The organism is Flavobacterium panici (assembly GCF_024499525.1).
GTDB lineage: Bacteria > Bacteroidota > Bacteroidia > Flavobacteriales > Flavobacteriaceae > Flavobacterium > Flavobacterium panici.
On sequence record NZ_CP100437.1, the window covers coordinates 5,007,055 to 5,020,138 of the forward strand.

Sequence of the window (13,084 nt, forward strand, 5' to 3'; positions counted from 1 at the left end):
TTGTACCTAAAAATAAACGCACTTCTGCGCACCTCTACAGAAAAAACCTTTGTCCCTTTGAACCTCTGCCCCTTTGAACCTAAAAAATTAAGGTTTCGAAACCGCCGTAGGTACTGTCGCCCTTTGTCCTATAAAAACATCTGTCATTAAAACATTTTCGGCATTTTCGTTTGAGAGGGCGTTTTTTACTTCTTTAATTTCAATATTTTTCAGTGAGATGTTTTTGATTTTTTTATCGGGAAAACCCTGAATTACAATTCCGGATTCTGATGCTTTATTACAAGTAATATTCGAGAATGAAACATTCGATATATCCGATTGAAATCCTTTTCCTTCTCCGTGATAATTGGCTGTAATATAAATACAATCTTCAACCTGATCCAACTGAATATTCCGAACGAATATATTTTTAATAAAACCACCTCTATCGGCATTGGTTTTTATATAAATTCCTCTTTTTAAGTATCCGATAGTTTTGCAATTTTCTACAAAAACATTCTGAACTCCAGCCGACATTTCACTCCCAATAACCACGCCATGAAGTCCTTTAAAATTACAGTTTCTAATTATTATATTTTCACTTGGAGTCGCTGTATTGGCTCTACCTTCGTGATCTCTGCCTGCCTTTATAGCAACGTTATCGTCACCGTTATTAAAAGTTACATTTTCTATTAAAACATCTTTGGCATATTCTGGATCGATTCCGTCGTTATTGTGATTTAATGATTTATAACTGATACCGCGAATGGTTATACTTTGCGATTTTAAAAGGTGTAAACACCAAAACGGCGAATTTTCGATTCTCACATTTTCGACTAAAATATTTTTGCAATTCAAAAATTGGATCATCTGCGGGCGCAGGAAATAACCTTCTCCAAACTTTCTGTCTTTTAACGGAATATTATTATGGTTCATTTCACGGCTTAAATCCTTACCCTGACCTTCTTTTGCTTTAAAGCTTTTCCATACTTTTCCTCCTTCTCCATCAATTGTTCCTTCGCCTGTTATGGCAATATTGGAGCATTCATTGGCATATATAAGCGGACTATAATTATATAGCATAGTTCCTTCCCAGCTTGTTAAAACCATTGGAAGGTAATCCTGCGGGTTGTCACTAAACTTGATCTTTGCTCCTTTTTCTATTTTAAGGTTTACATTGCTTACAAAATGAATTGGTCCGTTTATTTTATAAATGCCTTTTGGCACAATAATAGTTCCGCCATTATTCTTTTTGCACAATGCCATCGCTTTATCAAAAACAGCTTTGTTGTTTGTGATTGAATCTCCTTTTGCCCCTAATTTTAAAATATTTACCTGATAAGCAGGAAAAACCGGAAGCTGGATTCTGTTTACAATAGAATCAACTTTTGCCGTTGGAAAATCATTGTTCTGGGCAAATGAGCTAAAGCTGATTAATATGAGGATAAGATATTTCATTTTTTTAAGGTTCTAAGGTGCTGAGATGCTAAGTTTCTGAGATACTGAGATGCTAAGATTCTGGAGTCAAACAAAACTTAGAGTCTTAGCATCTTAGAAACTTAGTAACTAAGATACCAAGGTATCGTTGTATCTTTTAAAATATTTTCTATCGAATATTGCTCTGCTTCTGATTTTGTAAGCTGATGCGACCATGATACTCTTTTCGCTGGTTGAAATCCTTCTCCGCTGTTATTGTATTCGGCATAAAAGGTGTTTTTTTCTGCATCTGGTTTTGACCAGTTTTCCCAGCCTTCGGGTTTTATATGTTTTCCTAATTCGCAGTTTATATAAACGGTTTTGGCATAAATACGCCACGGCCTTCCTAAATAAACGGCATTGGCAGAAGGTTCTGCCGTTAGCTTACAATTCTTAAAAACAAAGCCGTACGCTGTTCCTTCGGGAGTTGAAGCGGCTGTTACATAGGAACTTTTAATGCTGTGAATTACACAATTTTCAAACAATGCGGTTGCACCTCCAAAAATAAAATCGGTTGTTCCTTCAATGTAACAGTCTTTAAAATATTGTTTGGCATTTTTTCCCGATAAATAAAGAGTATCCTGATTTCCCAAAATAATACAGTTTGAAATTTTAGCCCGATTGCTTACCACTGATAACGCAATTGCCTGACCTTTATCTCCGGAAGCATTTTGAATGGTTAAATTTGATGCCGAAAAATCGTCTCCTTCAACTAAAACAGTCGAAGTGTAAAAAGTGCTGTTGCGCCCTAAATTGATTTTCGAAAAATTGTCATCAAAAGTAATAATGGTGTTTTCTTTACTTTCACCCAATAAAATCAAATTGGTATTCCATTCCGGGATTCTGAGTTTTTCTTTATATATTCCGTTTTTTATAAAAATGGTCACTTTTTCATAAGGAAAAGACGGACTTGAATAAATGGCATCTTGTATTTTGGTAAAGTCACAAGAGCCATCCTGAGCAACCGTTAAGAAGTTAGTTTTTTTTTTCTCTGATGCTGTTTCCGAAACTTTTACACCATTTTTAACTGCCCACGAATCGTATTTTTTCAAAACTTCTTTTGGCTCGTCGGTATACCAGGCGTAACCATTTCTTCGTTCTGCGCCTATTTCATCCAGTGATTTCTTTTTGATTCCGTCACGATCACTAAAGAAAGGTTCGTTATTGTCCAACTCCATAAATCTCGCCCAAATTGGTGAAGCATTTTGAACCGGAATCATTTTTTTATCGATAATTTTTCCGGCGTCATTTAAAACACGTTTTTCTTCCAGATTGGTAATTTTTGTTTTTTCAAACCAGATATTGGCACTTTTTACAGCAGTAATTATTTCTGGTGAAGGTTTTTGAATGGACATTAAAAGCAAAACAATTTTAGCCGATTCTTTTCCGCTAAGCGAAGGAAGTTCATACGCTCTCGCCTTTGCCGGAAGTAATGTAACCTCATCATGCTGCGCGCACCAAGCCGTTAAAACTCCGTTTTGTTTGTATTGTGTTTTGATAATGCAGTCGATGCCTTTATCAAAAGCTATTTTAGTTTTGACAACAATATCTTTTGAGGGTTTAATGCTGTAAAAATCAGTTTCTTCAGCAACTTCTTTCATCACATTTAAAATGCGAACCATCGAATCGTCATTATATGTTATATGGGTGTAATATCCTTTTTTTAAGGGATAAAACTGAGGCCAGCCGCCGTTTGCATATTGGGCTTCTAACAAATAATTTAAACCTTTTAAAAAGGATTCTTTATAGCGTTCGTCTTTAACCTGCGCATACATTTTAGACATAAAAAGCATTTCCTGGGTCGTTGCTCCATTGTCTGTCGTGGTTTCTTTTGTAGTTTTCTTTATTTCCAATAACTCTTTTTTCTGTGATGGAGTCAGCTCATTCTGCATTTGAATGTTCTTTGGCCAGCCTCCAATATCTCTTTGATAAAGCAAAACATTTTCGGCAATCTTTTTCGCTTCTTCTGTACCAAACCAGGACGCATCATTTTTACGAATAATATCCGGCCAGTTTTTATAAGTATTTTGCGCATTTACTGCAAAACTAAAACCAACAATAAAAAGCAGTACTATTTTTTTTAGTGGAATCATTTTATTCTTTTAGTTTTTGATCATTTTTATTTCGTTATTCTAAACCAATCAACGGCAGCATTCCCGGAATCGTTTGTTATTTTTTCGCCTAAAGCAAAAAGCCCGACTTTCGCTCCAATCCATTTTCCTTCTTTCGAAATAAAGTCAGTTCCTATTGATTGATAGTTTTTATCGTCTAAACTGGAAAAGAAACTACACACTCCGCCTTTCTTAATTTTAACTTTTAAATAAACAGTATTGTTAGCAATCAAAATAGGTTTTGTTTCTGTTTCTGAAACCGTTTTATTGAAAGTTCCTGTTTTTTGGTTTAGATATAATTTTCCTTCTACATTTTTAAAACATAAATAACTATAATCTAATCCCATGATAATTAGTCCGGTCGATTCGCCGTTTAATCTGGTATTGAAAGTTATTTTGGCTGTAGCCGAAAATTCTTCGGCAGGAAACTTTTGCAGAAGCAAATTCGGTGCATCAAATATTTTATTATCCTTGATTGTTGTTACGCAAAATAAATTCAGATATCCCATACTGGTAGGAAAACCCCAATTGACTTGCGAATTGGCCTGCCACTGCCATTGTAATCCTAATTTTGGTTCATTAAATTCATCTGAAGTTGCCGGATTTTCAATTGGATATTTTTTGCCAACATTTGGCTTTTTAAATGTTGTAACCGGTTCGCCTATTCCGTTTTTATCAAAATCCTGACCCATAACCGGCCAGTCGTTTTCCCATTTCATAGGCTGCAAATGCACAATTCTTCCGTAAGCGCCTTTATCCTGAAAATGAACAAACCAGTCTTCACCCGTTTGTGTCTGTATCCACGCACCCTGATGCGGGCCATTTATTTGGGTTGATCCCTGTTCTAAAACTTTTTTCTTTTCATAAGGGCCAAACACATTTTTAGATCTCAAAATTGTCTGCCAGCCCGTAGGAACGCCGCCTGCAGGTGCAAAAATGTAATAGTAATTGTTTCGTTTATAAAATTTTGGACCTTCAATTGTTCCTTCGCTTTCATGTCCGTCAATCACCATAACCTCATCATTATTAGCGATAGTTCCTTCTGCATTCATCGTGCAGACTACTAATAAACTTTTTATCTGCGCACGGCTTCCTGCAAACGCATGCGCTAAATACACTTTTCCGTCATCATCCCAAAGCGGACTCGGGTCAATCAATCCTTTTCCGGCTTTTACTAAAAGAGGTTCTGACCAAGGACCTTCGGCTTTTTTAGCTTTTATCATATAAATCCCAAAATCAGGATCTGGATAATAAATATAAAATTCGTTGTTATGGAAAGTAATACTTGGCGCCCAGACTCCGTTTCCGTGCTGGACTTTATCATAAGTTTCAAAAGGCGGCTGTTTTGACAATGCATAACTTAAAATTTTCCAGTTTACCAAATCCTTAGAATGCAGAATCGGAAGTCCGGGAATACAGTTAAAAGACGATGCCGTCATATAAAAATCGTCTCCAACCCTAACTACATCAGGATCTGAGTAATCAGCATGAATGATAGGATTGGTATAAGTTCCGTCTCCATTATCCGGTGTCCAGACTTGTGCTGAATTTTTCTCTAAAGAGAAAAAGGAAAGGAAAAGGAAAATGATTTTTATATTTTTCATTTTTTGTTTTGTTTTATTTTTTTACCTCAACGTTTTGTCATTTCGATTTCTATGATAAAACCAAATCTTTTTCATAAAAGGTTTGGTTTTTTATTACTGCAAAAACTCGATGGATTATTTTGTTTCTCACAGCATTTAAAACACTCATTTTATTTTTTCCTTCATCAATTTTTCTAATGTAATATCTTCTCAGATCATTATCTAATCTAATTGCACTCATTGCTGCCAGATGTAGAATAGTTTTCAGGTTTTTATCGGCAAGCATTGACACTCCAGGTCTTCTTTTTAATGAGGTTCCGGATTGAAAATCGAAAGGTACAACTCCGCTGTAACATGCCATTTTTCTAGGATCAGTTATCACTGTAAAACCTTCTGTTTTTGATATTAATGTCCATGATAAAATCTGACCTACTCCAGGAACAGATTTTATCAGTTTCTGCTGACAGCTTAGGTTTTCATCATTATGGATTACTTCTTCAATATCATTTTCAATAACCTTAATTTGTCCCTCAATATTTTTAATGAGTTTTACATTTAGACTTTTTAGCTCTTTGTCCAATGCCTTTCATTAATTTGTAATCATGCTGCTGAACCATAAGCTGCTTTTTGATTTTTATTCTTAAAGCTCTTTCGGTCAATAGTATTTTTATTTTTTTAATGGAGCACGAACTTGGTTTCCATTCTCTATTTTCTTGATAATTCTTCTCAATAAAACTACAAATTCGCAGGGCATCAATTTTATCATTTTTACCTCTGACAAGACCTATACTTTTCTTGATATGCAGAGCCGATATTACATAAACTTTAAAGTTGAATTTTTCCAATACTTCAAAAAGATTCCAATTGTATCTGCCTGTATTTTCCATTGCTAAAATTACATTCTCATCTGAATATTTTTTAAAAAAGCGCTTTATAGCCGGAACGTTATTCTCAATAGAATAGTAATTTAATGATTCTTCTTTTACACAAATATCTAAAGTCTTGCTGCTGATATCAATGCCAATAATAATGTTTTTCATAACTTTGCTTTTACGATTCAACAAATGATTTGAGAAATTCATCATAAGCTCAACTCCTTAATAACGGGTCACTAGCCCAAATTTCTATCTGAGTCTTTGATGAAAAGGAAGCTAAAGTCTTAATCAAGATATGAGTCACAAACTCAGAGGAACGAATAGTTTACTTTTGCTTCCTTTCTCAATCATAAATTTACTTAAAAATTCAAAAAACAAATCTAAAGGAGGGACGAGAAATCGCACTAGAAACTCCATTCCTATTGTCGTCAATCTTTGTCGATATACTAGTGCGATTTCTCGTCCCTCGAAATGACAAACTGTTTGCATTTAAACCCGACAGGTTTTTAAAACCTGTCGGGTTTGTATCGTGATTTGCAATTGGAGTTTCTTTGAGGAGTTTCTTTGCGGTGCTTCGACTTCGCTCAGCAAGACAAAGCGTGCGTTCACTCATAATTCAAAATTCATAACTCACAATTAACAATTAACGTCTATCTATTCAACTCCAAAGCAGCCAAAATAAAAGGCCCTGTCGCTTTAGGGTCATTGTCTTTTTTCTTTTCGTTTACGTAATATTCATAAGAACCATCACGATACGGAGTTCCGCCTAAACCTGCGACCTGACAGCAGTTTGTTAAAGTAATTCCGCCGTCTTCATCAACTTTTTTGATTAAGATTTTAGTCAGTCCATCAAAAGCTTTGTTGGCCAGTTTTTTATATTTTGCCGGTAAATATCCCTTGTTTGCTCCTTTTGCAAATGCATAAGTAAACATTGCTGATCCTGAGGCTTCTAAATAATTTCCTTTTTCTCCACCTTTATCTGTAACCTGATACCATAATCCGGATTTATCCTGATACTTAGCCAAAGCCGCAGAAGCATTGTTTAAATATTTAATTAATTCTGCTCTTTTTGGGTGGTCTTTTGGCATATAATCCAAAACATCAACCAATGCCATTACGTACCAGCCTAAAGCTCTGGACCAAAAGTTTGGTGAATTTCCTGTTTCTTTATTTGCCCAAGGCATTGCTTTGCTTTCATCCCAGCCGTGGTATAATAATCCAGTTTTAGGATCTGTTGCATGAAGCTGAATCAATTCAAATTGTTTTGCTATATCATCAAAACTTTTTCCGTTTTCAAATGTTGCTGTGTATTGTGCGTAAAATGGTTCTCCCATGTATAAACCGTCTAACCACATTTGGTTTGGATAAATTTGTTTGTGCCAGAAACCGCCGCTTGCTGTACGTGGCTGTTCTGCTAATTGCTTGCGAACTAATTGCATTGCTTTTAAGTATTTATCCTGTTTTGATTCTGCGTAAATATCAAAAAGCAAACGTCCGGGAACAACTAAATCAATGTTGTATTTATCGAATTCGTAAGTTTTAATGCTTCCGTCTTCCTGAACTAATTCATCAACATAACCTCTTATGTAAGCTTTGTAACGCGGATCTGGATTTTTCTTGTACAACTCTTCAATCGAATGCAAAACCAAGGCATGAACATAATCCCATTTTGGCTTTTTTGAATCGTCGAGCATATAACTTTCCGGATGACGTTTCATTAAGGTTAAAGCCATTTTATCTGACCATTTCAAGTCTTTAGAAATAACAATTTCTTTTTTTGCTGGTTCCTGCGAAATCGCTTTACAGCCTGTTAAAGCAATAGCACAAACTAATAAAACCGACATAAAACTTTGTTTCTTAGTATTTTTCATTTCAAAATATATTTTAATTCTATTATTTTTCTAATTCAATTGAAGCCATTAAAAATGCTCCCAAACCTATCGCACCATTCTCTTTTGTTTTGGCAATAAGATAATAATCGTTTGTCCCGTCCCTAAAAGGTTTTCCGCCTAAACCTACATTTGCCGACACATTGAGAATATTTACTTCTCCTTTTTTATCGACCTTAACAAACTCTTTTACAAAACTGTCAAATGATTTTTTTGCTGTTTTTTTATAACTGGAAGACAAATATCCTTTGCGTGCTCCTTTTGCAAAAGCATAAATGATCATTCCTGAACCAGATGGTTCTGTATAATTGGCATATAACTGTGTTTTATCTGCTACTTGGTACCATAATCCTGTATCGCTTTTGTATTGATCTACAGCCGCTGCAATTTCATTTAAGTACTGAACCAAAACTTTATATTTTGGATGAGATTTTGGAAAATAATCCAACGTTTCTACCAATGCTGTCATATACCAGCCAATTCCGCGTCCCCAAACCGTTGGGGAAGTTCCGGTTTGTTTGTCGGCCCAGGCAATTTCCTTGCTTTCATCCCAAGCCTGATAAACCAGTCCGCTTTTTTTATCGATCATATGATCGTGAACTAATTCAAATTGTTTGGCAATATCATCTAAGCTTCTTCCTTTTTCATATTTGATAGTAAATTGAGTATAAAAAGGTTCCGCCATATACAAACCGTCAATCCACATTTGATTCGGATAAATTTGTTTGTGCCAAAATCCGCCGCTCACTGTTCTGGGCTGATTTTCTAACTGATTTCTCAATTTTCCAATAATTTCAAAATAGCGCGAATCTTTTGTCACATCATATAAATTGAACAGCAGTTTCCCCGGATTCAAACAATCAATGTTGTATTCTTTAGTTTCGTATTTTTTAAGATTTCCGTCACTGTCAATCATACCGTCAACATAGTTTTTGATATAATCGAGATATTTTTTATCACCTGTTTCCTGATATAATTTCTCAAAACCAGACAATACAAAACCCATTTTATAATCCCATTTCGGACTGTCATTTCCGTCTAGTTTCCATGCTTCGGGATATTTATCTAAAATAGAAAGTGCAGTTCTCTCAGACCATTTTAGGTTATCCGGCAGTACATTTTCGGGATTGTTTTGTGCAATTACAAAAACATGGAGAAGCAGAAATAATAGTACGGCTGTTTTTTTATACTTCATATTTATATTTTTTTTGCCACAGATTTCACAGATTAAATGGATTATTCTTTGCTTGTTTTTTAAACACATAGAGACATAGTTTTTGGGACTTAATAAAGGCGTTTCACTTGCATTAACAAACATAGTACGCTATGTGTTAGAAGCGAGCTACTTTTTATACTCTTTTAAAACATCATAAATTCTATGTTTCTATGTGTTAAATATTTTTCACGCAGATTTTGCAGATCAGCAGATTTTTTAATCTTTTTTAATCCTTTAAATCTGTGGCAAAAAATAACTTACATCTTCCCTTTTTTATTTAAAACCTCTAATTGTGCATCTAAATATTTTACGAAATCTTCCTGCGATTTTATGCCGTTTTGTTCTTGTTCCCAGGCACCTAAAAGATAAAAAGAATTTGCTTTTGTTGTTGGTTTAAAAACCAATAAATAATCTAAATCTGTATCAGCGATATTTTCGATTGTGTTTACTTCATAAAAAATTCCCAGTCCTAATTTGTCCGGAACCAAAGACTGTGTGCCATATGTAGCTATATAAGCCCATTTTTTGTTTTTACTTTCTTTTTTAAGCAATTCCGTATTCTTTTGTTTTACAATTCCTGTACAGATTCCTTTAATTTCTTTGGATGCCTGAATCGTATGTTTTGTATATAACTGATCTGGTTTTATGGTTAAAGTAGAAGTAAAATCAATTTTATCAGATGCTGTCTTCCATCCATAATAATTCACTTTTACGCCCGATTCGTTGTCTTTATTTACAACTGTTGCAATCGTAGAATCTACTTCACGGAAATGCAGTTTTTCATTGTTTAAATAACGATCGATAGAACCAATTCCGATTGCTTTTCCGGCTTTCAGGATATCAGCTCCCCAATCGCTCATTTCATGATACGAATCAAAATTATCCTGACCTACTTTTGGTAAAATTATAGCTGATGTTTTCTTTCCGAAAATATCAATTGCATTTCTCCAGTCTAAATACAAACGGTAACCAATTCGGTTATTTTCCCAGCCCGGACCTTCGTAACGAATATCAAAAGAATGATCTGTATGTTCTGGTGCCAGTTTTAATCTGTCGACGTTTTTAAAAGTTGTTCCGCCTATGTATTTGCGTCCCTCCCAATGTCCGTCTGTTTTTGCCGAAATTTCAGCATACGTTTTAGCCGTTTTAATATCATATTTTTGAGCATTAACTGATGTAAAACCAATTAAGAATAAAGCTGCGGCTGTAATTTTTGTTTTCATTTTATGGTAAATTATTTGAATATCTTATTTAGAAATTGGACTGTAAAATCGGTTGTTTTATAAAACCAGGGTTCAAAAAACCAAAAAGAATGCGGTGAGTTTTCTAGTGTTTGAACTTCATTGTAAATTTTATACTGATTTAAAATCTTTATCATATCATCTCTACCGGCATGAAACCTGTCAATACTGCTGTTTATAAACAATGTTGGCGGTGTATTTTTATCGGTATGGCTTAAAGCTGAAGCATTTTTCCAATTCTCCGGTTTTTCATCATAAGAACCTCCAAGCCAAAACGATGCCATTTCTCCTTCTGAAGATTCTGGATGCCTGAATGCCAAAACGCCGTCTATATCAATAATTGCATTTACTTTTGATGATGATTTACTTTGATTTGAAGCATCTTCAAAAGTTGGATTTTCATTTGTTGTACCAATCAAAGCTGCCATTTGTCCGCCCGAAGAACAGCCTAAAACCGCAATTTTGTCTGGATCTACTTTGAATTTCGCTGCGTTATCTTTTATAAATTTAATCGCATTTTTTACATCATAAACTCCGTAAGGATATTTTGCCTCAAGCGACAATCTGTATTCAATTGTAAAACAGGAATAACCGTAAGATGCAATTTCTTCTGCCAAAGCGTTCATCTGAGTTTTATCGCCAGATCTCCAGCCTCCGCCATGAATCATAATAACGGCAGGATTTTGCTTTTTTGTGTTATATACAAAAGCATCAAAATGCAAGGTTCTTTCGTTCTCTTTAAAATAAATTATATCCTTAATTTGAATCAGATTCTTATTCTTTTCTATAACCGGAATTGTGATTGACGGATATTTTTTTATCAATTTAGCATACGTGCTTTTTACCGTGTACGATGTGTCGACAGGATAAGTCTGCTGCGCATTTATTGCACAAGACAGCATGAATAAAATCAATATTATTTTTCGCATTACAATCCTTTTTACTTTTTAGTCAGAAAGGAGTCCGACACTTGGGTCGAACTCCTCCTTAACTTCTTCAAAAAAACTAATAGTCTCAAAAAACTAACAAATTACTAATAACCAGGATTCTGAGGAAAATCTTTATTCTGGTTTAAATCCAATGCCACTTGCGGAATTGGTCTTAAAATTTTAAGTTGTCCGCCAACACCAACAAAATTTGCGGCCTTAATTTTATAATTATGAGCCGATGCTCGTGCAACTAATGTTCCCGTACGTTTTAAATCAAACCAACGTTTGTATTCTCCTAACAATTCTCTTCCTCTTTCATCTAAAATATAATCGATATTGAACTCAGCTAATGTAGCATTTGCAACTCCGGCTCTTCTTCTCACTTCGTTTAAACGGTCTAAACCAGTTCCTGGCTGTCCTGCTTTTAAATAGGCTTCGGCAGCGATTAAATACGTTTCTCCCAATCTTGAAACAATAATATCTCTTGTACTTACAGGCCCTGTACTTGAAGGCGTTGTAGGATCCGGATCGTCAAATTTCTTAACCGGAATCGTATAACAGTCTAAGTTTTTAATTAAGGTATGCGCCGCAGAATATTCTCCCCAAGGATGGTACACAAACGTTGCCGATTTTCTGGCTGCATTTGCTGTTTCCCAAGCCGCTCTGTCTGCAGGTGTAAACCATTTTGGCTCATAAAAATGTCTCACTTTTAATGAAGCCGGATTTGTACTTCTGTAATATGGATAATACAAAACATTTTTTGTAACGCCGTTTGTAGTTTCAGGACCTTCTAAGATTTCTGTCATGAAAGTCCCTTCCCATCTTTTATCTCCTTTTTCATAAAGACCCAAAGCGTAATCTGTTGGACATAAATTATAACTTCTTAATGGCGCACCAGTTTCTGCTCCGCCTAAATACGAACTGAAATAATAAAACTGATTGTTACCCAATTTTGTTGGATCTGTGCTTGTTGAAGCTTTGTCGTATTGTACAGAGAAAATAGTTTCGGCATTTAAATCGTTTCCGGGTTTAAATAACTGGTCAAAAGCAAGTGCTAAAGTTTGTCCGCCAATTGCTGCATCTGCGTATGCTGCTGCTTTTGCAAAATCATCGGCTTTGCCAAACGTTTCATATCCTCTCGTTAAATATACTTTTGCCAATAAATCATTTACAGCTCTTTTATTTACTTTTCCTGTTGTGCTGTACGAGTTTGTTCCAACACTTGCCAACGCTGTATCTAAATCTGAAATAATCTGTGTATAAACTTCTTCTGCCGTATTTCTGTGAAAAGATAAAACTGGCGTTGTAATATTTTCATTTACAATTGGAACTCCGCCATAAGTCTGAACTAACAAGAAATAAGCCTGCGCTCTCAAAAATTTAGCTTCACCTACTAAAGTGTTCAAATTTGCCGTTTGTTCTGTTATTGTCGAATAATAAACCGCTTTGTTTACAGATTGAATTAACTGATAACAAGGTGTGTACAAATCTGCAACGTTGTCTGAAGAAGGTATTAAAAGTGCATACTGGCTTAAACCTGCTGGTTCCGGCGTTCTTCCTTCGGCATACATATCCGTTCCTGCTTCAAATAACCACGGATTTCCTCCGTAAATACTTTTAAGCCATGCATAATTGGTATTGATCAATAACTGATATCCTGATGCTGTTTTATATGTAGCATCGGCAGGAACATTCGAAAGACTTTCTTCTTCTATATAATTGCTGCATGAATTTAAAGACAAGGCAGCAATTCCTAATATTATTATTATTTTTTTCATTTGATAT

Annotated in this window: 10 protein-coding genes; all 10 read right to left on the reverse strand. The window is 35.0% G+C overall.

Features of this window, described 5'->3' with window-relative positions; all coding sequences use genetic code 11:
• Window positions 1–87: 87 nt before the first annotated feature.
• Entirely contained in the window at window positions 88–1,437 is a 1,350-nt protein-coding gene (locus tag NLJ00_RS20930) for a glycoside hydrolase family 28 protein (RefSeq protein ID WP_256635279.1), read from the reverse strand.
• A 101-nt stretch (window positions 1,438–1,538) separates the two neighbouring features.
• A complete protein-coding gene (pelA, locus tag NLJ00_RS20935) occupies window positions 1,539–3,548 on the reverse strand; it encodes a pectate lyase (RefSeq protein WP_256635280.1) in 2,010 nt (669 codons plus the stop codon).
• 26 nt (window positions 3,549–3,574) lie between these two features.
• Window positions 3,575–5,170 (reverse strand): glycoside hydrolase family 43 protein, encoded by a 1,596-nt coding sequence (locus tag NLJ00_RS20940; protein ID WP_256635281.1) that lies wholly within the window; start codon window positions 5,168–5,170, stop codon window positions 3,575–3,577.
• A gap of 49 nt (window positions 5,171–5,219) precedes the next feature.
• Entirely contained in the window at window positions 5,220–5,729 is a 510-nt protein-coding gene (locus NLJ00_RS20945; RefSeq protein ID WP_256635282.1) for an IS110 family transposase, read from the reverse strand.
• Window positions 5,689–6,189, reverse strand: a complete 501-nt coding sequence (locus tag NLJ00_RS20950) for an IS110 family transposase (protein ID WP_256635283.1) — start codon at window positions 6,187–6,189, stop codon at window positions 5,689–5,691. Before NLJ00_RS20950 ends, NLJ00_RS20945 begins: the two co-directional genes overlap by 41 nt.
• Before the next feature lie 485 nt (window positions 6,190–6,674).
• On the reverse strand, window positions 6,675–7,895 hold the full coding sequence (locus NLJ00_RS20955; RefSeq protein ID WP_180856711.1) for a glycoside hydrolase family 88/105 protein: 1,221 nt from the start codon (window positions 7,893–7,895) through the stop codon (window positions 6,675–6,677).
• A gap of 22 nt (window positions 7,896–7,917) precedes the next feature.
• The gene (locus tag NLJ00_RS20960) at window positions 7,918–9,108 is read right to left on the reverse strand and encodes a glycoside hydrolase family 88/105 protein (RefSeq protein WP_256635284.1); all 1,191 of its coding nucleotides are present in this window, start codon (window positions 9,106–9,108) and stop codon (window positions 7,918–7,920) included.
• A gap of 278 nt (window positions 9,109–9,386) precedes the next feature.
• A complete protein-coding gene (locus tag NLJ00_RS20965) occupies window positions 9,387–10,352 on the reverse strand; it encodes a DUF4861 family protein (protein ID WP_180856713.1) in 966 nt (321 codons plus the stop codon).
• An 11-nt stretch (window positions 10,353–10,363) separates the two neighbouring features.
• Window positions 10,364–11,299 carry an alpha/beta hydrolase gene (locus tag NLJ00_RS20970; protein ID WP_256635285.1) on the reverse strand — a complete coding sequence of 312 codons (936 nt, stop codon included), beginning with the start codon at window positions 11,297–11,299 and terminating at the stop codon, window positions 10,364–10,366.
• 104 nt (window positions 11,300–11,403) lie between these two features.
• The gene (locus NLJ00_RS20975) at window positions 11,404–13,077 is read right to left on the reverse strand and encodes a RagB/SusD family nutrient uptake outer membrane protein (RefSeq protein WP_256635286.1); all 1,674 of its coding nucleotides are present in this window, start codon (window positions 13,075–13,077) and stop codon (window positions 11,404–11,406) included.
• Window positions 13,078–13,084 lie beyond the last annotated feature (7 nt).

Coding starts and splice junctions, on each gene's coding strand:
- NLJ00_RS20950 (WP_256635283.1), bottom strand. CDS start 6,189: ATGAAAAACATTATTATTGGCATTGATATCAGCAGCAAGACTTTAGAT.
- NLJ00_RS20965 (WP_180856713.1), bottom strand. CDS start 10,352: ATGAAAACAAAAATTACAGCCGCAGCTTTATTCTTAATTGGTTTTACA.
- pelA (WP_256635280.1), bottom strand. CDS start 3,548: ATGATTCCACTAAAAAAAATAGTACTGCTTTTTATTGTTGGTTTTAGT.
- NLJ00_RS20975 (WP_256635286.1), bottom strand. CDS start 13,077: ATGAAAAAAATAATAATAATATTAGGAATTGCTGCCTTGTCTTTAAAT.
- NLJ00_RS20960 (WP_256635284.1), bottom strand. CDS start 9,108: ATGAAGTATAAAAAAACAGCCGTACTATTATTTCTGCTTCTCCATGTT.
- NLJ00_RS20970 (WP_256635285.1), bottom strand. CDS start 11,299: ATGCGAAAAATAATATTGATTTTATTCATGCTGTCTTGTGCAATAAAT.
- NLJ00_RS20955 (WP_180856711.1), bottom strand. CDS start 7,895: ATGAAAAATACTAAGAAACAAAGTTTTATGTCGGTTTTATTAGTTTGT.
- NLJ00_RS20940 (WP_256635281.1), bottom strand. CDS start 5,170: ATGAAAAATATAAAAATCATTTTCCTTTTCCTTTCCTTTTTCTCTTTA.
- NLJ00_RS20930 (WP_256635279.1), bottom strand. CDS start 1,437: ATGAAATATCTTATCCTCATATTAATCAGCTTTAGCTCATTTGCCCAG.